This is a genomic window from Acinetobacter sp. YH12076 (assembly GCF_013419525.1).
Lineage (GTDB): Bacteria > Pseudomonadota > Gammaproteobacteria > Pseudomonadales > Moraxellaceae > Acinetobacter > Acinetobacter amyesii.
Genome location: NZ_VOZY01000004.1, coordinates 88800 through 113154, shown reverse-complemented (window position 1 = coordinate 113154; position 24355 = coordinate 88800). Strand labels below are relative to the sequence as shown.

The 24355-nt window shown below is 41.3% G+C and carries 26 protein-coding genes and 1 pseudogene; 11 read left to right on the top strand and 16 right to left on the bottom strand.

Features of this window, described 5'->3' with window-relative positions; all coding sequences use genetic code 11:
• Window positions 1–10: 10 nt before the first annotated feature.
• Entirely contained in the window at window positions 11–523 is a 513-nt protein-coding gene (locus FTU22_RS05045) for a peptidoglycan amidohydrolase family protein (protein ID WP_180093301.1), read from the bottom strand.
• Between the two features lie 560 nt (window positions 524–1083).
• Between FTU22_RS05045 and thyA the strand changes: the two genes are divergently transcribed.
• The 5 genes from thyA to msrA all read left to right on the top strand — a co-directional run bounded on the left by thyA (window position 1084) and on the right by msrA (window position 4864).
• Window positions 1084–1926: a thymidylate synthase gene (thyA, locus tag FTU22_RS05040; RefSeq protein WP_078189681.1), complete on the top strand. Its 843-nt coding sequence runs from the start codon at window positions 1084–1086 to the stop codon at window positions 1924–1926.
• 100 nt (window positions 1927–2026) lie between these two features.
• Complete coding sequence (locus FTU22_RS05035; RefSeq protein WP_180010197.1) at window positions 2027–2539, top strand: dihydrofolate reductase; 513 nt, start codon at window positions 2027–2029, stop codon at window positions 2537–2539.
• Window positions 2540–2566: 27 nt separating this feature from the next.
• Window positions 2567–3637, top strand: a complete 1071-nt coding sequence (locus FTU22_RS05030; RefSeq protein WP_180093299.1) for a DUF4105 domain-containing protein — start codon at window positions 2567–2569, stop codon at window positions 3635–3637.
• Window positions 3638–3721: 84 nt separating this feature from the next.
• On the top strand, window positions 3722–4180 hold the full coding sequence (locus FTU22_RS05025; RefSeq protein ID WP_180093297.1) for an META domain-containing protein: 459 nt from the start codon (window positions 3722–3724) through the stop codon (window positions 4178–4180).
• A gap of 159 nt (window positions 4181–4339) precedes the next feature.
• Complete coding sequence (gene msrA / locus FTU22_RS05020) at window positions 4340–4864, top strand: peptide-methionine (S)-S-oxide reductase MsrA (RefSeq protein ID WP_180024449.1); 525 nt, start codon at window positions 4340–4342, stop codon at window positions 4862–4864.
• 86 nt (window positions 4865–4950) lie between these two features.
• Here the strand turns inward: msrA and FTU22_RS05015 are convergent, their stop codons facing one another.
• From FTU22_RS05015 to FTU22_RS04995, 5 genes are all read right to left on the bottom strand, one after another.
• A complete protein-coding gene (locus FTU22_RS05015) occupies window positions 4951–5355 on the bottom strand; it encodes a biopolymer transporter ExbD (RefSeq protein WP_078192724.1) in 405 nt (134 codons plus the stop codon).
• The gene (locus FTU22_RS05010; protein WP_078192725.1) at window positions 5355–5978 is read right to left on the bottom strand and encodes a MotA/TolQ/ExbB proton channel family protein; all 624 of its coding nucleotides are present in this window, start codon (window positions 5976–5978) and stop codon (window positions 5355–5357) included. Before FTU22_RS05010 ends, FTU22_RS05015 begins: the two co-directional genes overlap by 1 nt.
• Before the next feature lie 30 nt (window positions 5979–6008).
• Window positions 6009–6773 (bottom strand): TonB family protein, encoded by a 765-nt coding sequence (locus tag FTU22_RS05005; RefSeq protein ID WP_111884065.1) that lies wholly within the window; start codon window positions 6771–6773, stop codon window positions 6009–6011.
• A gap of 211 nt (window positions 6774–6984) precedes the next feature.
• On the bottom strand, window positions 6985–7851 hold the full coding sequence (gene purU / locus FTU22_RS05000; RefSeq protein ID WP_078192727.1) for a formyltetrahydrofolate deformylase: 867 nt from the start codon (window positions 7849–7851) through the stop codon (window positions 6985–6987).
• Between the two features lie 79 nt (window positions 7852–7930).
• A complete protein-coding gene (locus FTU22_RS04995) occupies window positions 7931–8632 on the bottom strand; it encodes a TetR/AcrR family transcriptional regulator (protein WP_078192728.1) in 702 nt (233 codons plus the stop codon).
• Between the two features lie 116 nt (window positions 8633–8748).
• Between FTU22_RS04995 and FTU22_RS04990 the strand changes: the two genes are divergently transcribed.
• From FTU22_RS04990 to FTU22_RS04975, 4 genes are all read left to right on the top strand, one after another.
• On the top strand, window positions 8749–10197 hold the full coding sequence (locus FTU22_RS04990; RefSeq protein WP_180093295.1) for a coniferyl aldehyde dehydrogenase: 1449 nt from the start codon (window positions 8749–8751) through the stop codon (window positions 10195–10197).
• Window positions 10198–10359: 162 nt separating this feature from the next.
• Window positions 10360–10596, top strand: a complete 237-nt coding sequence (gene rpmB / locus FTU22_RS04985; protein ID WP_000048256.1) for a 50S ribosomal protein L28 — start codon at window positions 10360–10362, stop codon at window positions 10594–10596.
• Between the two features lie 12 nt (window positions 10597–10608).
• Window positions 10609–10764 (top strand): 50S ribosomal protein L33, encoded by a 156-nt coding sequence (gene rpmG / locus FTU22_RS04980; RefSeq protein WP_001205031.1) that lies wholly within the window; start codon window positions 10609–10611, stop codon window positions 10762–10764.
• A gap of 141 nt (window positions 10765–10905) precedes the next feature.
• The gene (locus tag FTU22_RS04975) at window positions 10906–12624 is read left to right on the top strand and encodes a cation:proton antiporter (RefSeq protein WP_111884066.1); all 1719 of its coding nucleotides are present in this window, start codon (window positions 10906–10908) and stop codon (window positions 12622–12624) included.
• 505 nt (window positions 12625–13129) lie between these two features.
• Here FTU22_RS04975 and FTU22_RS04970 read toward each other — a convergent pair.
• The 5 genes from FTU22_RS04970 to FTU22_RS04950 all read right to left on the bottom strand — a co-directional run bounded on the left by FTU22_RS04970 (window position 13130) and on the right by FTU22_RS04950 (window position 16824).
• Entirely contained in the window at window positions 13130–13408 is a 279-nt protein-coding gene (locus FTU22_RS04970) for a hypothetical protein (RefSeq protein WP_078192732.1), read from the bottom strand.
• Between the two features lie 105 nt (window positions 13409–13513).
• Entirely contained in the window at window positions 13514–14017 is a 504-nt protein-coding gene (locus tag FTU22_RS04965) for a DUF6586 family protein (protein ID WP_180010190.1), read from the bottom strand.
• Window positions 14018–14092: 75 nt separating this feature from the next.
• A complete protein-coding gene (locus FTU22_RS04960) occupies window positions 14093–14455 on the bottom strand; it encodes an ASCH domain-containing protein (protein ID WP_180093293.1) in 363 nt (120 codons plus the stop codon).
• A gap of 42 nt (window positions 14456–14497) precedes the next feature.
• Window positions 14498–14749, bottom strand: coding sequence for an RNA-binding protein (locus FTU22_RS04955; protein WP_078189697.1), 252 nt, complete (start codon window positions 14747–14749; stop codon window positions 14498–14500).
• 86 nt (window positions 14750–14835) lie between these two features.
• Window positions 14836–16824 (bottom strand): ATP-dependent helicase, encoded by a 1989-nt coding sequence (locus FTU22_RS04950; protein ID WP_168377891.1) that lies wholly within the window; start codon window positions 16822–16824, stop codon window positions 14836–14838.
• A 97-nt stretch (window positions 16825–16921) separates the two neighbouring features.
• On the opposite strand from FTU22_RS04950, the gene FTU22_RS04945 reads away from it, so the two are divergent.
• A complete protein-coding gene (locus tag FTU22_RS04945) occupies window positions 16922–17305 on the top strand; it encodes a hypothetical protein (protein ID WP_180093291.1) in 384 nt (127 codons plus the stop codon).
• Window positions 17306–17370: 65 nt separating this feature from the next.
• Here the strand turns inward: FTU22_RS04945 and FTU22_RS04940 are convergent, their stop codons facing one another.
• Entirely contained in the window at window positions 17371–18501 is a 1131-nt protein-coding gene (locus FTU22_RS04940; RefSeq protein ID WP_180093289.1) for a glycerate kinase, read from the bottom strand.
• Window positions 18502–18584: 83 nt separating this feature from the next.
• On the opposite strand from FTU22_RS04940, the pseudogene FTU22_RS04935 reads away from it, so the two are divergent.
• Window positions 18585–19032: pseudogene (locus FTU22_RS04935) on the top strand (carboxymuconolactone decarboxylase family protein).
• A gap of 77 nt (window positions 19033–19109) precedes the next feature.
• Here the strand turns inward: FTU22_RS04935 and FTU22_RS04930 are convergent.
• The 4 genes from FTU22_RS04930 to topA form a co-directional block, all read right to left on the bottom strand.
• On the bottom strand, window positions 19110–19682 hold the full coding sequence (locus tag FTU22_RS04930) for an HdeD family acid-resistance protein (RefSeq protein ID WP_078189701.1): 573 nt from the start codon (window positions 19680–19682) through the stop codon (window positions 19110–19112).
• A 126-nt stretch (window positions 19683–19808) separates the two neighbouring features.
• Window positions 19809–20567, bottom strand: a complete 759-nt coding sequence (locus tag FTU22_RS04925) for a hypothetical protein (RefSeq protein WP_180093287.1) — start codon at window positions 20565–20567, stop codon at window positions 19809–19811.
• 24 nt (window positions 20568–20591) lie between these two features.
• Window positions 20592–21593 carry an NYN domain-containing protein gene (locus FTU22_RS04920; RefSeq protein ID WP_180093285.1) on the bottom strand — a complete coding sequence of 334 codons (1002 nt, stop codon included), beginning with the start codon at window positions 21591–21593 and terminating at the stop codon, window positions 20592–20594.
• Window positions 21594–21683: 90 nt separating this feature from the next.
• Window positions 21684–24326 carry a type I DNA topoisomerase gene (topA, locus tag FTU22_RS04915; protein WP_180093283.1) on the bottom strand — a complete coding sequence of 881 codons (2643 nt, stop codon included), beginning with the start codon at window positions 24324–24326 and terminating at the stop codon, window positions 21684–21686.
• Window positions 24327–24355: the final 29 nt, after the last annotated feature.

Sequence of the window (24355 nt, the reverse complement as noted above, 5' to 3'; positions counted from 1 at the left end):
CCACGGGCTGTTAATCCGCTAAGCGATAATAGCTATATTTCACATTTGGAGTTCGATAGACCGCATAACCCGCTTGACGATAATCAGACACCCAATCCTTACCTGAATATGCTGCGATATGACCATAACGGCTACTTTGATTGCGGTCGATAATATAGATATCGCCTTTCTTAGGTCGATCAAACGCTAAATTAATTTTTTGATAACCAATTTTTTGTAATGTGCTGCCCCAATCTGCTGCGGCAACGGGGTGACCGTTAAAACGTGCCCCTGCGGACTCAAGTGCTAAACGAACACTGCGGGCACATTTCTGAGTACTGCTTTTGCGGGTAATGCCTTGTAAAAATCCAGTCAAACGATCGATATCGATACGCTGACCATTTCGGGATACCACATTTTTAGTCGCTGCTTTTTGAGTGGTATTGGACTTGCCCGTATTTTTACTCGCCTGAGAACGAATTATGATATTTGCCTGAACTGGAGCATGCACTTCACTCAAGTTTACATTGTGATCATAAGCCATTCTTTAACCCACACTCCCGCCTATATTTAGGCATACAAAAATTTTAACGAGGGTGATAGTACCGCGTAAATCATGTTTTTTCATGTAAAAAATGTAAGATTTCTTAAACAAATCTTCACATTTAAATACGACCGTCTATTTTTAACTCAAATAGATTTATTTTTGATATCAAACTCTTATTCAGAAATAATAGCCTAAAATCACCTCTTCATAATGAGAAAAATCACGTGTATTTTTTAATCAAACTTATCTGTATTTTTTTCAACGCTGCGAATGTAACATCGCTTAATATGTAAACAATAGAGCTTAAGTCTTCTAAGCTCATGCTTGATTTATCAGACATATTGTCTCGTTAACACTTGATGTAATTGTTATTAATAGGCGTCTTCAGCCCAGACAACTCAGCGCTTGTTGCCTGCAAAATTTGGTCATCACCAAATAAACACCGTATGATTTTGATTTTTTAAACCTGACCATATTCAAGTACCCATCGCAGTTCCTTCCTCACGCAAAACAAGCTAATATGTGCCACAAGAAATTTAGCAAATTATGAGAGAGACATGCGCCAGTATTTAGACCTTTTACAACACATTCTCGACAACGGCGGCGACAAGGGCGACCGTACGGGTACGGGAACACGTTCTGTATTTGGTCATCAAATGCGCTTCGATCTTTCTCAAGGTTTCCCTTTACTCACCACCAAGAAAGTTCATTTCCGCTCTATCGTGATTGAACTGTTGTGGTTCCTTAAAGGCGATACCAATGTTCAATATTTGCAAGACAATAAAGTGTCGATTTGGGATGAATGGTCTACCGCAGAACAAACTGCACGCTTTGGTCGTCCTGCCGGCGAATTAGGTCCTGTTTACGGTCATCAATGGCGTAATTTCGGTGCAACCAAAAAAGCCGATGGCCTATATGAACAAGATGGTTTTGACCAAATTAAATGGTTGGTCAATGAAATCAAAACTAATCCTAACTCTCGTCGTCTAATCGTGTCGGGTTGGAACCCAAATGAGGCAGGTAATGTTGCATTGCCACCATGCCATACCTTATTCCAATTTTTTGTCCAAAACGGAAAATTATCCTGCCAATTATATCAACGTAGTGCTGACGTTTTCCTAGGTGTGCCGTTTAACATTGCCAGCTATGCCCTGTTAACACACATGATTGCGCAAGTTTGTGGTCTAGGTGTAGGTGACTTCGTTTGGACCGGTGGGGATACACATTTATATGCCAACCATTTCGAACAAGCGCAGTTGCAACTGACACGTGAACCAATGGGTCTGTGCCAATTAAAACTCAATCCTGAAATTACCGATCTTTTCGATTTTAAATTTGAAGATATTGAAATCGTAGGTTATGAATCACATCCTGCGATTAAAGCCCCTGTTGCGGTTTAATTTTTAGAAATTCCAAGTGAAAAGCAAAATCCCGCTTTACCTCAAGCGGGATTTTGCATTCTAATAGACGGCAAATATTTCGGCTATTTGAGTTCAAACTATGGCATTTCAAAATTTAGAAATCGTGCACGTTGTCGCTATGGATCAGCAGCGCTGCATTGGTAAAGGGAATGATTTGCCGTGGCATATATCTGCCGATTTACAGCACTTTAAAGCCATCACTCAAGGCGGTGTAGTGGTCATGGGACGCAAAACCTTAGAGTCTATGGGACGTACCCTTCCGAAGCGTGTCAATTGGGTAATTACACGAGATAACACTTGGTCATTTGAAGGCACCAAAGTCGCATATAGTATCGACGAGGCATTAACGCAAGCTGTTGCTGATGTTGCAAGTTCAGAAAAACCAACGAGTTTGTTTATTATTGGTGGTGGTGAAATTTTTAAGCAAACCATCGGCATTGCAGACCGTTTAGAACTCACGCATGTTGAACTGGATGTTCAAGGTGATGCGCATTATCCTGAAATTCCTGCGGACTTTCAAAAAGTGGCGTCAGAACAACATATCGACGACAAAACTGGGATTGCTTTTGAGTTCGCAACTTACCGAAAATAAAGAAAAATCTTAAGCTAAAAGAAAAATATGCAACAGAGTGACCAACGAGCAATGTTCAAAAAAATAGGGCGAAGTATTCTTCATGCCCTATTTAGTGTATTTGTCCTCTGCTCTTCGATTTGGCTCTGTGCCGCCCTGTGGATACAGCAACCGGCAGGCTGGTTAGGCAGCCGCATTATCATTGGGATCTGGATTGCTTTCGCCCTGAGCATTTTAGGCATCTATATTACCCAACACTTTTTTAGCCGTCGTAAAGATGTCTTGATTTATATTGTGGGCTTTATCTGTGGTCTATTTTGGTATTTTGGCATGGAAGCACGCCAAGATCGTGAATGGAATCCTGAAGTAGCAGAAATTCTACATTATGAAAAGCAAGGCAATCTCATCACCTTGCACAATGTGCGTAATTTCGACTGGCATGCCGATGGCAGCTATACCCCGCGTTGGGAAACCCGCCAATATGACCTAAGTCAAATCAATGGCGTCAACATCATTACCTCGTATTGGATGGGGCCGCAAATTGCCCATACACTGGTCAGTTTTGATTTTGCTGACAGACCACCGCTGACGTTTTCGATTGAAATTCGCAAAGAGAAAACTGAAGAATTCTCTGCGATTGGTGGTTTTTTCCGTAAATATGAACTGAGCCTCATTGCATCAGATGAAAAAGATATCATCTATACCCGCAGTAATACACGCGGAGAACAGGTTTATTTCTTCCCCGTAAACATGCCAAAATCTGAAATGCAGGCGCTGTTTGTAGAATATCTCCATAAAGCTGATGAACTGCAGACTCAACCTAAATGGTACAACACGCTCACCAGTAATTGTACAACACTGGTGTTTGACATGATTCAAGCGGTTTCCAAACATCAACTTCCAACCGATTACCGCTTATTTGCATCCGGTTATTTGCCGAATTATTTGTATGACCTCCATGCCATAGACCAAAATTGGGATATGAAAACATGGTATCAAAAAGCCCATGTTAACCCTCGTGTCTCTCAAATCAAGCAACTGAGCAGTGAACAATATTCCAAATTAATTCGACAAGGTTTGCCGCATTCACATTCAAATCCAAGCGCCAATCAATTGTAATTCTTAAATAATGATACAAATATGGCTAGCTTATCTGTGCGATATTTGCTTAGATAGTTGAAATGCTTCCACGGGGAAATTCCGATGCTAAAACAAATATTTGTTGCTGCAACTTTGGTTTCAACTTTAGTGGTGACAGGCTGTGAAAGCATGCCTGCACAAGACAACACCATAACTGAAAATTTAAACCTATTACAGAATCGTACTTGGATTGCCACTCAGATTGGCAACACTCCAATCAAAACAGCACCCAATGCGCAGAATATTCCAAGCATTCAATTCGATGCGGCTTCAAAACGTGTCTCAGGTGCAGACGGCTGTAATCGTATAATGGGTGGCTATAATGCTGGCAAAGACACCATAACGTTTGGCCCGATTGCTGCGACACAAATGGCTTGTCTCAATAACAATGGGCTAGAGCGACAGTACCATGCAGCACTCGAAAAGGTAACGCATTATCAAGTTTTTGGAAAAACCTTGAAATTGCTAGACCGTCACGGCAATTTATTAATTCAATATGAAAGCGCTGTTCAACCGCGTTAAATCATTTTAAAAGTCTGCTTCGGCAGACTTTTTTATTCACTGTTCAGTCATGCCAGAGACATTTAATGCACATAAACTTGTGATTAGTATACAGACGTACATTGCAGTTTTTAGCTATAACCCCATATTAAACATCAGGGAACAAGATAGGATTTCACTATGCAACAAGCGGTATTTGGTGGTGGGTGCTTTTGGTGTGTAGAAGCAGTTTTTCTACAACTAAAGGGCGTGCAAACAGTCGTCAGTGGTTATGCAGGGGGAGTTACTCAGCATCCGAGCTATGAGCAAATCTGTGAGGGAAACACCCAACATGCAGAAGTCATTCAGATCAATTTTGATGACAGCCAAATCAGTTTTAGCCAATTGCTAGATGTATTTTTCGCAACTCACGATCCAACCACGCTGAACCGTCAAGGCAATGATGTCGGTACACAGTATCGCTCAGTGATTTTCTATCAGGACGAATCACAAAAGCAGCTGGCTGAACAACGTATTGAAGAATTAAAAGCTGAAGGCATCAATATCGTGACTGAACTGAGTCCAATGCCGACCTTCTACCCTGCCGAAGAATATCATCAAAACTTCTTTGCACGTAACCCAAACCAAGGTTATTGTAATTTCTCAATACCACCTAAACTCATGAAATTACGTAGCAAATTTCAAGACCTACTCAAATCTGAGTGATCTAATTAAACGGCATCTATTTTCAAAATAGAGACATAAAAAAAGCGACATTTCAGTCGCTTTTTTTAGTTATCTTTGCTCAGTGCTTAGTTATCACTGGCAAAGGCGATATCGCTGAGTCCGGCTCCACTCGCACGCGACATCACTTGTGCAACTGTGTCATAACGTGATTCTTTATCGGCTTTTAATACCAATGCAGGCTTACGTTCTTGCTGACCAGCTGTATTTAGACGACTTTCTAAATCTTCGAGCGTGACAATATCACCATTCCAAGCGATATCACCCGCTGAGTTAATGCTGATGGTTACGCTTTCAGTTGGCAGATCAATCACTTCTGCAGTCGTTTGTGGCAAGGTTAATGGAATTGATGGGTTGGCAACAGTCGCAGTCACCAAGAAGATGATCATCAATACCAACATAATATCGATGAGCGGAATGAGGTTCATCTCATTCATGCCAGCATCGTTGTCTTCACCCAATTGAAAAGCCATTAAGCTTGACCTCCAGCTAAACTTTGCTGCGCAGTTTTCACGTCTTCTTTCTTCGCTGCAGATTCTTGTTGCAACATAGTATCAATCAATAAACCATGCGCTTGATCTTGCAATTCATTCGAAAGTGTACGATTAAAACGAACACAGATGTTATAAGCCAAAACCGCAGGAATCGCCACAGCCAAACCAAGACCCGTCATGATCAAGGCTTCACCGACTGGTGTTGCTACTTGTGCAAGACCTGCTTGACCGCTTTTTCCTACTGCTACAAGGGCATGAAAAATACCCCACACAGTACCGAACAAACCTACGAACGGTGCAATTGAAGCAATCGTACCCAATACAGATACGCCTTTTTCAGCATTAGCTTTTTCTACCGAAATTTGACGTAGTAATGCTTGTTCTGCCACAGCCTTACGTTGTTCAAAAGCTAAAGGAGCAAATTTCGCTTTCAGTTTGCTTAGTGCATCTGCAAGGTGGTTATATGCCACTTGCTTGAGCTGACGTGTGCCCATAATACGAAGAACGAAGATCGTCCAAGTCGCAATCGACATTGCAAGTAACACGAAATACAGTGTTTTGCTGACTGCATCTGCATGTTGCCAATAAACTGAAAAGTTCATATTCGAACTCCTAATGGGTTAGCCGGAATCTTAATTAAGTTTAAAGTTGAATGGTTGATCAACTCGCGTCGGAGTTGCCACACCATTATCAATATATTTGGATAAACGTGCACGCTTCACTGCAGCAGTCACTTTACGGTTTACAGCAGCGCCACAAGTCGAGTTTTTAATCGTTGCTGATTCGACTTTACCTTCAGCACTTGCTGCAATCGCAACTTCAACTGTACACGACGCTTTTAATTCACCATCTTCAAATTGAACATTAGGTTTCTTAATCCAACTGACACCATTACCAATGCTCACAGTTTTAGGTGTCGGTGGCGCAGGTGGTGCTGGAGGGGCAGGTGGTGGTGCAACAGGTGCCGGAGGTGTTGGTTCAACACGAACGACTTTCGTTTCAGAAACCACAGTTGAAACAACAGGTGTTGGTGGTACGTTTTTGACCGCTTCAACAGTTGGTTTCGGCGCATCTTTCTTTTTCACCTGTTCCACTTTTTCCACTTTCTTCGGTGGAGGTGGTAAAGGCTTATCTACAATTTTAACTTCTTTTGGCTTTGGTGGCTCTTTCTTCGGTTCTGGTTTTGGCTTCGGAGGTTCTGGTTTTTTCTCTTCAACAATCTTCACAAAGCGAACTTTAATCGGATCTTTTTCGATCGGTTTAAGTTCTGGTGCTTTCATATTGCTGACCGCCCACAATACCCCCATATGCCCTACCACAACAGCGAGAAGCGCAGTAATGATTTTCTTTTTCATCGGGTTAGGTGATTGCATCATTGGAGCGGGAGATTGACTCATTAAACTCAGTTACCTTGAAGAAGCGATTGCATTTATTTTGTCAAAAATACAATCATGCTCATCGGTTAGCACAATTAAAGTACGGCAATAATAAATGAGAAGTGTTTTCATTTGCAACTATTAATTCGTCAGTTTTAATGACTTTTTTTAATCATAATATAAAAAAAGGCATACCTAAAGTATGCCCTTTTAATCAACAATTCATCTCGTTTTATTGAAATACAACAGTTTTATTACCATCGACAATAATACGATCTTCAAGATGCCATTTGACTGCACGTGCGAGTACATTACGCTCTACGTCCTGACCTAACTCACGCAATTGTTCAACGGTAAAGTCGTGACTGACACGCTCTACGTCTTGCTCAATAATCGGACCTTGGTCAAGATCAGCAGTCACATAGTGCGCTGTTGCACCAATCAGTTTCACGCCTTTTTCATGCGCTTGCTTATATGGGTTCGCACCAACAAAGGCTGGGAGGAATGAATGGTGAATGTTGATCACTTTCATTTCCCACTTTTGAACAAATTCTTCGTCTAAAATTTGCATATAACGAGCAAGAACCAATAAATCATTGCCTTGCATCAACTGATCAATTTGCTCATAAGCTTCACGTTTGTTTTCTTTATTCACAGGAACAACTTCAAACGGAATACCGAAATTTTCTACAGATTCACGTAAAGCATCGTGGTTAGACACGACTTTGGTGATTTCACATGGCAAACCACCACGTGCATGACGCCACAACAGCTCAAGCAAAGCATGGTCAACTTTTGACACCAAGATACCGACTTTCTTCACATCACTGACTAAAGCTAAACGCCAGTGCATGTTGTAACGCTCAGCAACATTGCTCGCAAATGTTTGAGTTAGACTTTCTTTACGGCTTTGTAAATTGTCCAATTCAAACTCAACACGCATGAAGTATCGCCCCCCTTGAGCTTCAGTCGCGTATTGATCAAGTGCGGTAATATTTGCTCCCTGATGATACAAAAAGCTCGATACAGCTTGCACAATCCCTGGTTTATCTTCACAGGTAATGAGTAAGCGTGCTGTGTTAGCGGTCGACATATTCATGTTGGTTTATATCACTAATCAGTTAAATTGAAAAAAGAGCCGAGTATTCTAACGCTTTTTAAAGCCAGACTAAATAGTCTTATTCAGTAACCTGATGCTTTACGTTTGAAAGACTTGCAAACAAGTCCGACGGCCCTAAAGTTTCGAGCAATCGCTCATAGGTTTCACGGCTTTCACCACGTAGATATGCGCCTTCTAAGAACACCATTTGTCGCAGTGCTTGCCACACCCACTTTTCTTCCAAAGTATTGGAGTCGGTAATATGGCCCGACATATAAAGGAAGTTGGTCCAGTTGGTCAGCACGATCCACAAGTTAATGGTTAAGGCCTCAATTTCAGAATCGGTCATCTGCATTAAGCCTGCATCGACAAAAGCACGATAAATTTTCTGCCCTTGTTGCATAACTTGACCGGCAAAACGTGGATACATTTTGCGGAAATCTTCATTATTTTCGACCAAGTGATAAACATCACGATGTAAAAATCGATAAGCCCATAATTGGCTACTTAACACTTGGAAATAGCGAATTTTATCATTGGCATCAAGCTGACGATCATCAGGAAGCGCTAACATTTCTAGCGTTTCATGCTGATATTGCTCCATTAATTCCTTAATAATTTCACTTTTATTTCGGAAATGGTAATACAAGTTACCAGGACTCATTCCCAGTTCAGCAGCAATATGATTGGTTGTCACTGAACGCTCGCCACGCTCATTAAACAACTGCAAACTCAGCTGCAAAATACGTTCTTTCGTTTTTAAGGTTTTGGTGTGAGACATCCTAAAACAACCATTTATTTCAAAGCATTAGAACACTAACACATAAAGTAACTTGACTATTTAGAGTATTTGCTCTAAAAATTAATTAATCGCTAATTTGGATATGGTCGTGCGACATGAATAGTCAAACAAAAACAACTTCAATGACACCACATTCTTTTGATCACCAGCATCTCAACAATATGTTGGAACAGCAGAAACAAGCGTATTTACGTTACCCATTGCCTACAGCGAAGGAACGTATAGACCGTTTGGCTCGGCTTAAGCGTATCTTAGTTAAGTATCAAGATCAATTTGCTGATGCAATTAATCAAGACTATGGTAACCGTTCTATTGGTGAAACCAAGATTGGTGAGTTGCTCACATGTCTTGAACACATCAAATATTATAGCAAGCATTTGACAGACTGGATGAAACCATCCAAACGCCATGTCGGAATTATTCATCAACCTGCAAAAGCATGGGTGCAATATCAACCGCTTGGTGTCGTCGGCATTATTACGCCATGGAACTACCCACTGCTTCTTTCTATAGGCCCACTGATTTGTGCTTTGGCTGCGGGCAACCATGCCATGATCAAAATCTCGAGTGCCTCTGCGGCATTCGGTGATGTATTAGAAAAAGCCCTCGCAGAAGCATTTCCTCAAGAATTGGTCGCAGTCGTCAATGGTGGTGGCCCAATTTCAGATGCGTTTAGTCACCTTGCCTTCGACAAAATGATTTTTACTGGCTCGACCAATGTCGGTAAAACCGTCATGGCGGCAGCGTCTGAAAACTTAGTTCCGGTGATTTTAGAATTAGGCGGAAAGTCACCTGTATTGGTTCATCCGTCTATTGACCTAGCAGATGTCGCACAGCGTCTTGCTGTTGGTAAACTTTGGAATGCAGGTCAAACTTGTGTTGCACCTGATTATGTGTTCTTACCTCGTGGTAAAACTGCTGAATTTTTAAATCACTATAAAGTGTGCGTTGAAGCTATGTACCCAAGTATTGCTCATAATCAGGACTACACCTCGATTATTAATGACAAGCAGTACAACCGCCTACAAGGTTATTTAGAAGATGCGCGTGATCAAGGCGCACAAATCATCAGTTTTAACCCACAAAATGAAGATGTGGACGCTGTACGTAAAATTGCACCGACTGTTTTAACGGGTGTCACTCCAGACATGCAAATTATGCAGCATGAAATCTTCGGTCCGATCCTTCCGATCATGGAATATGATCAAATTGACGAGGTTATTGCTTTTATTAATAGCCGTCCTCGTCCACTTGCTTTATACTATTTCGACTTTGATCAGGCACGTGCCGACTATGTCGCAACACGTACCCATTCAGGACATTTCGGACAAAACACGGTATTAACCCATGTGGCTCAAGATGACCTGCCGTTTGGCGGTGTGGGGGCTTCGGGTATGGGGAAATATCATGGTCCAGAAGGTTTCTTCAGTTTGTCGCATGAACGCTCGGTGATGTCGAATCCAAAACTCTATAGTTTGAAATTCATTCTTCCACCGTTCAATAAGCCGATCCACAAACTGATTTCGAAGACACTTCTTCGATAAACGATCAAGGCATGAACGATCACACTAGGTGATCGTTCGTTTTATGCAAAATCGCTTGTCTTTTAAGCGCATTTTTGATATAAAACGCCCCTTGAATGAATTCAATGTTTTTTTTGACTGGCCATACAGATTTGCTGTTGGCTAAATCAATGGAGTTACACCATGTCTAAGGTTTGCCAAGTTACCGGCAAGCGTCCAGTCGTTGGTAACAACGTCTCACACGCCAACAACAAAACTAAACGCCGGTTCGAGCCGAACCTGCATCACCACCGTTTTTGGTTAGAAAGCGAAAAACGTTTCGTACGTCTTCGTCTAACTACTAAAGGTATGCGTATTATCGACAAATTGGGCATCGAAAAGGTTGTTGCTGACCTACGTGCTCAAGGTCAAAAGATCTAAGGAGCTACGAACATGCGTGATAAAATTCGCCTAGTTTCTTCTGCTGGTACAGGTTATTTCTACACTACCACTAAGAACAAACGTACTATGCCGGAAAAAATGGAAATCAAAAAATTTGATCCAAAAATCCGTCAACACGTAATTTTCAAAGAAGCTAAAATCAAATAATTTTAGTTTTTTGAAAAAAACGACCTGCTTAGGTCGTTTTTTTTTGCATTTTTTTTATTCGAATTGCTAAACTTTCAAAATGCTTTTGGCACTTTTTGTGCTTGTCTTTTTTACCCTTAACTTAGGCTTAAGGAGTTTTTAGTGCCTCATGATGTAGAACTCATAATATTACTTGCTGTTGGCTTTGGTTTTGCCTTAATTTTTGGCTATATAGCTGCGCGCCTGCGACTTCCTCCCCTCATCGGCTATCTGATTGCCGGTATTATTATTAGCCCAAATACGCCTGGAGTAGTTGGTGATATCCACCTTGCCAACCAGTTGGCAGAACTTGGTGTGATGTTTCTGATGTTTGGTGTAGGTATGCACTTCTCACTCAGCGACCTAATGCAAGTTCGACGTATTGCGCTTCCAGGTGCAGTATTACAAATTGCAGTGGCGACCTTACTGGGTATGGGAATTTCCATGCTTTGGGGCTGGAGCATGGGCTCAGCCTTAGTGTTTGGCTTAAGTTTGTCGTGTGCAAGTACGGTGGTTCTCCTCAAGGCTCTCGGTGACCGAGGCTTACTTAACTCCGTGAATGGTAAAATTGCTGTAGGCTGGCTCTTGGTTGAAGATCTGGTCATGGTCTTGGTTCTGGTCTTACTCCCTGCCACAGCAGTATTGCTTGGTGGACAGCCACTCACAGAAAGTAGTGCAGATGAAAATATCTGGCTCACCCTTGGTATTACCTTACTCAAAGTGGCAGGTTTTATTGCCTTTATGCTAATCATTGGTAAACGCTTAGTGCCAATGATTATGCAAGTGGTTGCGCGCTTAGGCTCACGTGAATTATTCACGCTCACCGTGGTTGCAGCAGCCGTGTCTATTGCTTTTGGTGCCTACAAGGTATTTGGTGTATCCATGGCACTGGGCGCATTTTTTGCTGGGATGGTAGTCAAAGAATCGGACTTTAGTCACCGTGCAGAAGAAGAAACTCTGCCGCTTCGTGAAATTTTTTCGATTCTGTTTTTCGTCTCCGTCGGCATGCTGTTTGATCCACGGATCTTGATTGAACAACCGCTTCATGTCTTAGCTGTGGTCGGTATTATCATGATTGGTAAGACCATCGCTGCAATGGCGTTGGTGTTGTTCTTCCGTTACCCCATCAATACCGCATTAACCGTTGGGGCGAGTTTGGCGCAGATTGGTGAGTTCTCATTTATTTTGGCGACCTTAGGTGTATCTCTAAATCTCCTTTCAATGGAAGGTCAAAATCTGATACTGGCAGGCGCTTTAATCTCGATTACGCTGAATTCATTTATATTTTCTGCAATCGAGCCTATGCAGCGACTCATCCGTGAGCGCTCGAATTTGGCCCGTTTACTGGAACGTAGTAGTGACCCATTGGCCATGTTGCCGGATGAGGTCTCACAGGATTATCTGCGTGATCAGGTGGTGCTGATTGGTCATGGTGAAGTCGGTCGTCGTATTACTCGCGAATTAATGAATGAAAACATTAAAGTGGTTATTGCTGAAGAAAACCGTGAAATCGTGGAAAACTTGCGGGAAAAAGGCATCGCTGCGGTATCCGGTGTAGCAACAGAACCGGGTGTTTTAATTCAAGCCCATATTCAACACGCACGCCTTTTGGTCATTTCACCTATGGATATTTTAGATATTCATAAAATTGTCGATATTGCCAAAATGCTGAATCCTTCTATCCAAGTATTGGTGTGTGCGGAAAGTAAAGAAGAAGCTGAAGTCATTCGTCGTGACAATATCGGTGAGGTTTATTATGCCAAAGAGGAAATGGCGAAAAATATGAGCAATCATATTTTAAATCAAATCCAAATTGCCCATCACCAAACTCCGACACACTAAACTAAGTGCCTAATTAAGTTCTTATGAGCAAAACCCAAAAGGCGATGCATTTAAGCATCGCCTTTTTTTAATGGATATAATTCATTAATTTTAAAATTACAACTAATTGAATTTAAAAAACATATTGATAAAATGAGCATCAAACAAAGCATCATTTTAAAAACTTCAAACAAGAAACGAGAAAAACATGTACATACTCTATTTAGGCCTTGCCATTATTTTAATTGGCGGTCTGGGCTTTCTCATCGCTGCATTTAAAACCAGTATTTTATGGGGACTGGGCTGTCTATTGTTTTATCCCATTTCCCTCGTCTTTCTGATTCTGTATTGGCAAGATGCCAAAAATCCTTTTTTTCTTACAGCTCATCGGGGTCTTTATTGTATTTTTAGGTTCGATACTGATCTCACCTACTGAACTGGGCACAGTCTAAGTGTCATTTTGGGCATAAAAAAACGCACCGAAAGGTGCGTTTTCATCATGATCTAAAAATCAGTGCCTATATGATTAGCTCATATATTTAGGCTTTTCATCGACCACTTCGGCATGCCATTCATCCACTTGTTTTTCTAACAAACCAAACAATGCAGCCTGAATCATTTGCTGAGCGATCACACTCATTTGATCGCCCAAAATATTGCGTAATTCTTCATTGAATTGGATAGTCACCAAAGGCTCTTTTTCTGAGCCTGCATTACGCAATGCCAACTCACCACCTTCCAATTGAACCAGCTCTAAAATTGCTTCCTGGTTCCCAAAGAGTTCTTTCAACTGTTCTATAGACATATATCCCTCCATGCGCAACATGGTGATAAAGGCATCTGCACTTTGTATTACTTAGATAATCTTATATCGGGTTAAATAAATTTATTTCAAGTAGCAATAGTCCAATTAGAACTCCACCATCTCGTTACGAAATCCATCAATTAATTGAGTTAGATCACGATGCCATTCACGCAAAATAGCGGTATCTGGCAACCATGCTTGCGGTGTTTGGGTAACTTTAATAATTAAATTTGAAGACGTTTCATCTTCTGGCTCTGGTGCAGACGGTTCAGGTGCATACTGACACATACGATGTGCGCGTTTCAGCTCTGCAATAAAGCCCTGCTTTGCCAATTGCTGCATAACAGTCACTTCAGGTGATACCTGACCTTTTTCAGCCATCAGCGTTTCAATCGACTTTAACGTGGGCGCAGGATCATTTAAACGATAGTAACGCACCAACTCTTGTAAAAACGCAAGTACTGCACCATGCAAATGAAAAACCGCTGCTTCGCGATAAGCCTGAGCTTGTTGAACATGATCGGTCTGCTCGGCTTGCTGACATGCAAGACGGCTAAAATATAACTTTTGATTGGTACGATCAGCATGAAAGCGAGCAACACGAGACATGAACAATTCCCTAAATTTTGGCGTTTTTCTACATGAATAAGCTTAAACGGATTTTTAGGAAATTCACAATAAATATTATGGATGATCGATTTCAATTAAATAAATGTCACGCTTTGCGGGAACAGGCATATCCCAATCAATCATCCTGATATTTTCCAGACGCCAAGCCCAGTATCCTGCTGCCCAATATGTTGCCTGTGCTTGCTCTACCTCATTTTCAGTCCATGCATGAACGTCATATACATCGACCATCGCCACTGCACGTCCAATATCTTCATCTCCGCTTTCATGTAAGTAGCGTTGATTTTCCACGATCACTAAATCTTTTAAAGGCAAATGTTCGGGCTGCCATGAGCGGCCTTCAAGCGTTTTAAGCCCGCACGCAATGTTCAAACCAGATGGCGCAACAATCGACAAAGCCGAGTAGCATTTTTTCATAGATCACCGATAAAAAAAGGAGCGTTACGCTCCTTTTTGAATTTATGCTTTAGGCTTATCTTCAGCCGCTTTTACGCGAATACCCGCACCTTTGACTTTCAAAGTATTCAGGCCTTTAATCGCTTTTACAGCTTCACGACCATTTGGCATTTCGACAAAACCAAACCCTTTCGATTTACCTGTGCTTGCATCCATAACAACAACAGCAGACTCTACTGCGCCAAATGGTTTAAACAGTTCAACCAATTCTGCTTCAGTAACTGAACGCTCTAAGTTACGTACTAAAATTTTCATTCAATCTTCCAAATAGACAGCATCATCAAAAAGCATTTGTCTATTTTGCTTTTTAACTTGCGTGTAAATCACGTCAAAAATCTATTTTAATCGAGATCGATACCAAAATCTAAATTAATCGATTTTCTTTCGATTAAGGCACTTTTTACGGTTTGCTGACGGGTTTTATAGTGTGTTTCCAAACTACATAAATTTCGAGTTAAATCATTCATAAAGTAACTTTCTACTTTACGGCCTTGCTCATCGACAGTTTCACGTGCCCAGTGGTTCAAGTTTTGCTTTGTCAAAATTAATTCATTTTGCGCACGTGTCAGCGCCACATATAACACGCGACGCTCTTCTTCCACTTCATCGAAATTGCCTTGGGCACGTGCATGCGGGTATTGCCCTGGCGTGACATTCGCCACATAACAGACTTTTTGCTCCGTTCCTTTTGCCGAATGAATGGTAATTAACGTCACGACATCACTATCTGATTGCCGTTCAATTTCAGAAATGGACACAGGATCGAGCACATACTCTTCAAGAAATTCACTGAGCTGTGTATGCTTTGATGCCAGTTGTTTCACCAGATCAAAATCCCCGACACGGCGGTTCCAATCTTTTTTATAGTTTTCTTCTAGCTGCTCAGAAATCGCTTGAACAGCCAAGCTTACACATTCTTTGACCTGATCTTTCAACACCGACATTTGCTTCATCATCAGAATCGCTTGGTCAGGTACTTTGCCAAACTTTTCCAACTTGGTTGCAATGGCTTGCATTTCTGGCTCGAGTAAAATCTGCTGCGATAACTTACTCGCACCTACATCACCCACACCATTCCACAAGGTTAAAAAGCGCATCCACGCAATATCATCTAAGGGATTAGCCACTACACGCAGCACACTGAGTAAGTCTTTGACATGGGCTGTTTCAAGTAATTTCATTCCACCAATAAAGCGATACGGTACGTTTGCGGCAATACAGGCTGCTTCAATATGACGGGCGGCAAAGCTTGAACGCACAAGCACCATATGATCCGACCATTTGCTGCCTTCGAGGTAATGACGCTCTTTAATGTCGATGGCAATCCATTTGGCTTCATCAAACTCATTCGGGAAAATATGCATTTTCGGCTTAATCCCTTCACCACGATAGGCATCTAGGCGTTTGTCATATTTAATTTCACTTTCATCCAACAACCAATTCGACAGATCTAAAATTTCTTGGGTTGAACGATAATTTTTTTCGAGTTTGAAAATCTGTGCGTCGGGTACACGCTCTTTGAAATGATGAATATTTTCAAAGTCTGCACCACGGAAGCCGTAAATGGACTGTGCATCATCGCCGACACAGAACAAACTGACACGTTCTTTTAATGGCTCAAGTAACGCCCATTGCAGCGGATTGGTATCCTGCATTTCGTCAACCAACATGTGGCGACAAATCGAAGCGACATAATCGACCAGTCCATCTGATTCCGCTAAGGCTTTTGCCACAATCGCCAAGATATCGTCATAATCTAAAAAACTTCGCGCACGTTTACGGGCTTCGTATTCTTTCATGATATCCGCGATTTGATCTTTCAACGCAAAGTACTCTGGCATTTGCTTTTCCATGGCAATGCTGAGTTTTTGGCGCGTATTCCGCGCAAAGGAATACAGATCACAGAGTTCTTTCGGCTTGGGCAAGTGATTGGGGTTTTTCTTATCATCACGGCCACGAATCAGGCGGAACATCATGAGCTGATCATCACGATCAATAATCGAAAACTGTTCTAGACCAAAAGCTTTTGGAATGCGGCGCAAGAGGTACATACAAAAGGTATGAAAGGTTGATGCACGTAACCCTTTGGCTTGCTCCCCCAGAGCCAACTCCACACGAGCGACAATTTCACTCGCTGCACGGCGAGTAAAAGTCAAAATTTGAATTTGATTAGCAGGCACGCCTTGATCAATTAAATAAGCTGCACGCGCCACGATGGTTTTGGTTTTACCACAACCTGCTCCTGCCAAAACCAAGCTATGCTGTGCTTCTGTTGTTGCGGCTTGTTTTTGTTGAGGATTTAATTCATCAATCAGGTTGGCTAAACTCATATGTACTCATCATTTTATGGATAGGTATAGTTTAGCAGATTGAAAAAAAATACATGTTAATGTAGGATCAAAATTACAACTAGAAAAAGATAAGTTTATGAAAAATTTTAAGCTAATTAGCCATTTCCTTCAGCCAGTTTTATTACTTTTAATATTTACAAATCATCCATCTTACGCAAAAAAATTGACTCAAACTGAATTTGATCACTTGATAAGTAAAAATAATCAGAAAGGAATTCAACTCCATGATGATCTAGCTGTAGCTCTAATTTCTGGCAATCATAAGCTTATATCCGATAATTTATGTGCAACTTATAAAATGAGTAAAGCACAATATGAAATTGCTTCAGAGAATTCTGAATTATTAAAAGCGAAACGGGCAAAAGAAAATGCAATAGAAAATATAAAAAACATTGAAAATATAATTCCAAAAAATCAAAAACCAATGGAAAAATATTGCAAAGATTTTCAACAAAATTAATCATATTTTCTAACTATGATTATCTTAAAACTCACTAGATGCATGTATAAATTTTACCTTGATTTTTATTTCAAACATCTCATCACATTTCTACAGCAATGTTCCAAATTTAGTTCCGCATTTTTTAATGCATCTTCCAACTTACAATCTGGTGGATTAATCCCAACAATCTGTGTGAAACCTAAATCATAGAGTTCTGCTATCCCCTCACCCACTAGACCAGTAAAGGCGATCACAGGTTTATTAAACTTTTTTGCAACTTGCGCCACACCAAATGGCGTTTTACCGAACTTAGTTTGATGATCAATTTTCCCTTCACCTGTCAGCACATAATCTGCCTGTGCTATTTTTTCCTTCAACTGAGTTTGTTCAATGACCAATTCCACACCTGATTGCATCGATGCACCTGCAAAAGCCATCAACCCAAAACCTAATCCACCTGCAGCACCTGCACCTGCGACATCACGTAAAGTACAACCCAGTGTCGCTTCAACGACATTGGCATAATGATTGAGGTTCTGATCTAACTGACGCACCATCTCCTGCGTTGCGCCTTTTTGCGGGCCAAAAATATGGGATGCACCATTTTCACCACATAATGGATTCATGACGTCGCTGGCAATGATAATTTCTGTATGCGCTAAACGTGAGTCGAGCTGCGTCAAATCAAGACTGTTAATTTGATCGAGACAACCACCACAAACTGCTATTTCCAAGCCATTTTCATCTAAAAATTGCGCCCCCAATGCCTGTGCCATACCTGCACCGCCATCATTGGTCACACTCCCGCCCAAGCCAATGATAATTTTACTTACTCCGAAGTCTAGAGCAGCCTGAATCATTTCGCCCGTACCATAAGTTGACGTCAGTAAAGGATTTCGCTGAGCCATATCGACAAGATGAATACCATTGGCTTTTGCCATTTCAATCACCGCAGTTTTTCCACCGTCGATCAAACCGAAATACGTCGTCACACGTTGATTGGGCAAAGGACCTGTAAGCGCTATCGTCACTTTTTGACCGTCGCAAGCACTGAGTAACGCATCTACAGTTCCCTCACCGCCATCTGCCATTGGCACAGCGATGACATTTGCGTCAGGTATGAGCTTTAAAATTGCACGCCGCATCGCGTCACAGGCTTGTTGAGCACTCATACTTTCTTTAAATGAATCGGGCGCAAGAACAAAAGTGGTCATCTAAATGCTCAAAATAAAATTTATCCTCAACCATAACGGTTTTAAAATAGCAGGTATATCTAAAAACATCAGAAAGGTTCGAAATGTCACGAATCAACCTAGGTCAGTCTGCACCTGAGCTATATAAAAAAGTTGCAGAACTTGATGCACTGGCAATGCAAAAAATAAATGAAGCTGGCCTAAGTGAAGGATTAGCTCATTTACTCAAATTACGTGCATCCCAAATCAACGAATGTGCGTTCTGTATTCGTATGCATGCACACGATGCACTGAAAACAGGTGAAAGCAGAACGTATTAGCCTACTCAATGCATGGCGTGAAACTGCGTACTATGACGAAAAAGAACGTGCTGCTTTAAGCTTGATCGAAGCAATTACATTAATTGCCGAAGGCCAAGTTCCTGATGCAGTTTATGAAGATGCCCTACCATTTTTAACGGATGATCAAATCAGTGCGATTGAATGGCTCGCAATTGTCATTAACACATGGAATCGTATCGCCATTAGTAGCCGCTATAGCGTGAAACCTTAACGGGTTGTACACATTAAAAGTGAATAAAAAAAGAGTACCTCAGCACTCTTTTTTTATTTATCAGATCCGCAAGCAGCTTACTGCTCTGCCGAGCTTTTCGGTACTTCACGTCGAATATAAGAAGCCAAAGTAAGGTAGTTGACCCCTTGGAATAAAATATCAACCGCCAAGAATAATCCTAATACCCAAAATGGCGCATCAGGCGACATCAAAATGATCACACCAGTAATCAAGGTCAATAGACCTGAAAATAGTGTCCATCCCCAACCTTGAAATGCTCTAAATAGCACAGCATTAAAGATACGAATGACCCCTGCAATGATCAAAATAATCGCCAATAAATTGGTCAGGACAATGGCCGTTTTGACAGGCGTTGTAAATGCATAATAGCCTGCGACCAAATACAGCACACCAAATAGTGCCCAGAACCAGCGGTAACCGCCTTCAAAAATTTTAAATGCCGCGATGAAGTGGATTACACCACCTAACATCATCAGCACACCAAAAATATAAATCACCGTAAGTGTCGCAAATGGCAAAGCTGCCAAAAGGACCAATCCGAAGACCACCAATAAAGCACCTAAACCGAGATACCACTTACGGTTTTCATGGAGCTGACTGCGAATTAAATCGTTGCCTACTGTTCTCATGTTTTTTCTCAAGTTATTCGTTATTCAATGGATTATGCAACTTCATGATGAAGAAAAATGAAAGAAAAGTCCAAATCTTATCCACACTACCAATTGAAACTGTGGATAAGATACGTTTTATCCACATTATTTTTTCCATCCTACTTCAATCGCTGTGACGTCATTCACCACAGTATCAGCTAAATCTTCAGGCATTTTACTTTGCGTCTGTGAGGTAGGAATATGCCCCGCCATTAATTCAGCTTTGCTTTGTGGAAACAAAGGCTGCCGCTGGGGTTTTGCATAACCGACAGGGAAGATTGGCTGACCTGTGGCCAAATCATACTTATCCGTTGCACCAAAAGCGTGTAATAACTCATGGGCTAAAACGATTTTATTCTGCGCTGTCTGTTTATTCGATGCAAATAAATTCACCGATCCAATTCGACCATTTTCCAAGGCTGTGGAATGTTTAAGTTCTTTGGTTTGAGTCGGATCGTAATAATTTAAAAATAGCGTCACACTCGAAACACCATCTACATTTTCATGCTGCTGCCAAGCATAGTAGCGGAATTTCAAACTCCATAAGATAACGTCCAACATGCCGGCGTCATTGGGTACTTTGGGAGGTAAAACTTTCAGCTCGCGACCTAACTTAAAATACACATAAGTCGGTTGCCCTCGGTATTTCTGTGCTGTCGCTTGTAAATATTGTTGAACATCGTTTAAATCATTGACAGAGAGCTGCTGTATATAAGCTTGTGTGCTCTCTCGACCATCTGCATTAATTGGATGTAACAATACAAAGATCGGTTTACTCCAGTCTTGATTTTTGTCTTTATAGGCATTGACTGCAACAACCAATAAAATCAGCAATAAGCACAGTACCCGAATTTTTTTCCACATTGATGGTATATCCAATCTATTTAATCAAGCTATTAGTCTTTTAATTTTTAAAAATTTTTTGGATTTTTCTATTTTTAAATCCAACCATTCACTATTTATTGACTCTATTGCTTCTTCGTAATTTCTAATATTTAAATCTGAGTTTTCTAAATTTTGAATGATTATGCTTAATTCAACCCATTCACTTTCATTAGAATTTTGATTAATCGCTTTTTGCACTAATCGTATGAAGGTACTAAAGCTTCTTTTTCTTAGAAACATTTGGCTCCCAACTAATTTCGTTTCAAATACACCTAAAGCCTTCACCAGACCTGATAGTTTTTCATGTCCATAATTTCTAGTATCAAAATCCGACTTTACCGCATTGATATACCCTCCAACTAGACCTAAATATGCCCAACCACTGTCATCCGCATTATCTTTCACAGCTTTATAAATCAAATTTAAAGTGGGTTTATCAATGATTTCAGTGATTGTATTCTCTTTAATCTGCACAGATGGCTTTGGTTCACTTACTTTTGTATTTTCAATGACTTCTTTAATTGGTGAATTAATAAGATCTTCTTCAGTATTTTTTAGCTCATTATCTTGCAGTAAGTTTTCAACATAAATAAATTTATCACATGCTTTTTTAAATGCCTCTGGCGTCGACTTTTTTCCAAAACCGTAAACACTTAGCCCATTTTCACGAATTCTAGATGCTAAAGGGGTAAAATCACTGTCGCTTGAAACAATACAAAAGCCATCCAATGCACCTGCGTACAGCAAATCCATCGCATCAATGATCAAAATCATATCCGTTGCATCTTTGCCCTTTGTGTAAGCAAACTGCTGAACAGGTGTGATTGCATGAGGAAGTAAGACTTCACGCCAATTTTTTAAGGTTTCGCTGCTCCAATCTCCATAAACTCGTTTAACACTTGCGATTCCATATTTTGCAACCTCTTCCAACACAGATGGAATAGCATTGGTCGATGAGTTATCCGCATCTATGAGTACAGCAAACTTTTTCGTTTGAATTTCCACTATTCCCCCAATCATTTTTATCATTTAAATTTTGATTAATTCTGACATAAAAAATGCCGACCGAAGTCAGCATTTTATTGATTTTAAAGCTTAAGCCTCAACCCACTTACCGTCTTGGTACACCAAAGACCATTTGGTTTGTTTTCCTTCAGCATTTTCAGAACCAATATATTGCGCTTGGTTCTTACGGCTGAATTTCACCAATGTTGGGTTTCCTTCAGGATCGACATCCGGCGCTTGCAAGATGAACTGATATTTTGCATCCAACTGATCTGCGACAGAACGTAGTTCAGCCACTTTCGGTGCACGAGTTTCACGTACTTTCGGGAACTTACTTGCAGCTAAGAATAAACCTGCTGCGCCATCACGAAGGACAAAGAAGTCATCATGTTTTGTTGAACGTAAGTGCTCCATTTTAATTGGATCTACACGTGGAGGTGCAGGTTGACCGCTCTTCAACACTTTACGTGTATTGTCACAGCTATTACATGCAAAGTAAGGACCGAAACGGCCTGTCTTCAATTGCATTTCGCCATCACATTTGTCGCACGGAATGGTTGGACCATCATAACCTTTGATTTTGAACTCACCTTCTTCAAGCTCAAAACCAGCGCAGTCTGGGTTATTACCACAGATATGCAACTTACGCCCACCATCAATCACATAGCTATCCATGGCTGTTTCACAGATTGGACAGCGTTTTTTCGACATTAAATCTGCTGTTTCTGCCGAGTCATCGTCAGACAGTGCAGCCAATGATTCTACAGGTGTCAGGTTCAAAGTCCCCTTACAACGCTCTTTTGGCGGTAAGTTATAACCTGAACAACCCAAGAACACGCCTGTAGTCCCTGTACGAATCTGCATCGGACGATCACATTCTTTACAGTGCACAGCATCCACTTCTACAGGTAAATTACGGCGCATGCCATTTTCACCCTGAGCTGTGGTTAAGCGTGTTTTAAAATCACCGTAGAAGCTATTGAGTAACTCTTTCCAATTACGATCACCATCCGCGACTTTATCCAACTGACCTTCAAGATCTGCCGTGAATGCATAGTTCATCAAGTTATTAAAGTTTTCATCGAGACGGTCTGTCACGATTTCACCCATTTTCTCGGCGAACAAACGACGGTTATCGAGCTTCACATAACCACGGTCTTGAATGGTTGAGATAATTGCCGCATACGTCGATGGACGACCAATCCCTTTTTTCTCAAGCTCTTTGACCAAAGATGCTTCAGTGAAGCGCGCAGGTGGTTTAGTAAAGTGTTGAGATGGATCTAATTTTTCTAGCTTCAGTACTTCCCCAACTTTTACGGCAGGTAGCAGTACATCATCATCCGATTTGTTTTGGCCACGCACTTTAGTGAAACCATCAAAGACCAATGTACGGCCTTTGGCTTTGAGTTCAACACCATTGGCATTGACTAAAATCGTTGATGATAAATATTCTGCTGGGGTCATTTGACATGCAACGAACTGACGCCAGATCAGGTCATAAAGACGCTGCGCATCACGCTCTACACCCACCAAACTATCGCCTTTTAGCGCTACATTTGATGGACGAATCGCTTCATGGGCTTCTTGCGCACCAGCTTTATTGCCGTAGCGATTTGGCTTCGCCGGCAGATATTTTTGACCAAATTCAGACTCAATATGACCACGTACCATATTGACTGCGTCATCACTCAAGAATGTTGAGTCTGTACGCATATAAGTAATAAAGCCGGCTTCATATAACCGCTGTGCCAACATCATGGTTTTCTTCACAGAAAAACCTAAACGTGTACTTGCTGCTTGTTGCAATGTAGACGTGATGTAAGGCGCGCTTGGATTAACCTTGGTTGGTTTGTCTTCACGTGCTGAAACTGTGTAGTCGGCATCTTTAATCAAGTTCAGTAAAGCATCCGTTTCAGCTTTATTGTGCAGTTTTAAAGTCTTGCCATTTTGCTTCACCGCTTCTAAGCGGATATCGTCTTTCTTCGACTTGGTATCTGCAAAAACTTGCCAAAATTCTTCTGGAATGAAGGCACGAATTTCACGTTCACGCTCAACCACAAGTTTAACAGCCACTGATTGCACACGACCTGCCGATAGACCACGGGCGATTTTTTCCCATAAGAGTGGCGAGATCATAAAGCCCACAATACGGTCGAGGAAACGACGGGCTTGCTGAGCATTGACTTTATCTGTATCGAGGCGAGAAGGATGTTTAAACGCTTCTTGGATGGCATTTTTGGTAATTTCGTTGAACACCACACGTTGATAACGTGAGTCGTCACCGCCAATCACTTCTTTTAAATGCCAAGCAATTGCTTCTCCTTCCCTATCCATATCCGTTGCGAGATAGACCTCGTCAACTTGCGATGCAAGCTTTTTCAGTTCCGCAACAACATGTTCTTTACCCGGTAGGACTTCGTACTGTGCCTTCCAGTCATTTTCAGGGTCTACACCCATACGATTAACCAAAGCTTTTTGTGCTTTTTTGGCTTTTTCAGCTTCAGTTAATTTTGCACGAGTTACTGGCTTTTTCTCTGCTGTTTTACTCGAGCCGCCTGTAGGTAAATCACGGACATGACCCACCGATGATTTCACGATGTAATCAGAGCCCAAATATTTATTGATTGTTTTCGCTTTTGCAGGCGATTCCACAATCACTAACGCACGCTTTTTCCCAGCATCGGCAGATTTTGCTGTGGTACTTTTAGATGTGGACCGAGGAGCGTTCGCCATAGTTAACCATCATTCCTGTTTAATAGGTT

Bases quoted from the DNA above. Each gene is read 5' to 3' on its own strand.
- FTU22_RS05045 (WP_180093301.1), bottom strand. From the start codon at position 523: ATGGCTTATGATCACAATGTAAACTTGAGTGAAGTGCATGCTCCAGTT.
- thyA (WP_078189681.1), top strand. From the start codon at position 1,084: ATGCGCCAGTATTTAGACCTTTTACAACACATTCTCGACAACGGCGGC.
- FTU22_RS05035 (WP_180010197.1), top strand. From the start codon at position 2,027: ATGGCATTTCAAAATTTAGAAATCGTGCACGTTGTCGCTATGGATCAG.
- FTU22_RS05030 (WP_180093299.1), top strand. From the start codon at position 2,567: ATGCAACAGAGTGACCAACGAGCAATGTTCAAAAAAATAGGGCGAAGT.
- FTU22_RS05025 (WP_180093297.1), top strand. From the start codon at position 3,722: ATGCTAAAACAAATATTTGTTGCTGCAACTTTGGTTTCAACTTTAGTG.
- msrA (WP_180024449.1), top strand. From the start codon at position 4,340: ATGCAACAAGCGGTATTTGGTGGTGGGTGCTTTTGGTGTGTAGAAGCA.
- FTU22_RS05015 (WP_078192724.1), bottom strand. From the start codon at position 5,355: ATGGCTTTTCAATTGGGTGAAGACAACGATGCTGGCATGAATGAGATG.
- FTU22_RS05010 (WP_078192725.1), bottom strand. From the start codon at position 5,978: ATGAACTTTTCAGTTTATTGGCAACATGCAGATGCAGTCAGCAAAACA.
- FTU22_RS05005 (WP_111884065.1), bottom strand. From the start codon at position 6,773: ATGAGTCAATCTCCCGCTCCAATGATGCAATCACCTAACCCGATGAAA.
- purU (WP_078192727.1), bottom strand. From the start codon at position 7,851: ATGAATATGTCGACCGCTAACACAGCACGCTTACTCATTACCTGTGAA.
- FTU22_RS04995 (WP_078192728.1), bottom strand. From the start codon at position 8,632: ATGTCTCACACCAAAACCTTAAAAACGAAAGAACGTATTTTGCAGCTG.
- FTU22_RS04990 (WP_180093295.1), top strand. From the start codon at position 8,749: ATGAATAGTCAAACAAAAACAACTTCAATGACACCACATTCTTTTGAT.
- rpmB (WP_000048256.1), top strand. From the start codon at position 10,360: ATGTCTAAGGTTTGCCAAGTTACCGGCAAGCGTCCAGTCGTTGGTAAC.
- rpmG (WP_001205031.1), top strand. From the start codon at position 10,609: ATGCGTGATAAAATTCGCCTAGTTTCTTCTGCTGGTACAGGTTATTTC.
- FTU22_RS04970 (WP_078192732.1), bottom strand. From the start codon at position 13,408: ATGTCTATAGAACAGTTGAAAGAACTCTTTGGGAACCAGGAAGCAATT.
- FTU22_RS04965 (WP_180010190.1), bottom strand. From the start codon at position 14,017: ATGTCTCGTGTTGCTCGCTTTCATGCTGATCGTACCAATCAAAAGTTA.
- FTU22_RS04960 (WP_180093293.1), bottom strand. From the start codon at position 14,455: ATGAAAAAATGCTACTCGGCTTTGTCGATTGTTGCGCCATCTGGTTTG.
- FTU22_RS04955 (WP_078189697.1), bottom strand. From the start codon at position 14,749: ATGAAAATTTTAGTACGTAACTTAGAGCGTTCAGTTACTGAAGCAGAA.
- FTU22_RS04950 (WP_168377891.1), bottom strand. From the start codon at position 16,824: ATGAGTTTAGCCAACCTGATTGATGAATTAAATCCTCAACAAAAACAA.
- FTU22_RS04945 (WP_180093291.1), top strand. From the start codon at position 16,922: ATGAAAAATTTTAAGCTAATTAGCCATTTCCTTCAGCCAGTTTTATTA.
- FTU22_RS04940 (WP_180093289.1), bottom strand. From the start codon at position 18,501: ATGACCACTTTTGTTCTTGCGCCCGATTCATTTAAAGAAAGTATGAGT.
- FTU22_RS04930 (WP_078189701.1), bottom strand. From the start codon at position 19,682: ATGAGAACAGTAGGCAACGATTTAATTCGCAGTCAGCTCCATGAAAAC.
- FTU22_RS04925 (WP_180093287.1), bottom strand. From the start codon at position 20,567: ATGTGGAAAAAAATTCGGGTACTGTGCTTATTGCTGATTTTATTGGTT.
- topA (WP_180093283.1), bottom strand. From the start codon at position 24,326: ATGGCGAACGCTCCTCGGTCCACATCTAAAAGTACCACAGCAAAATCT.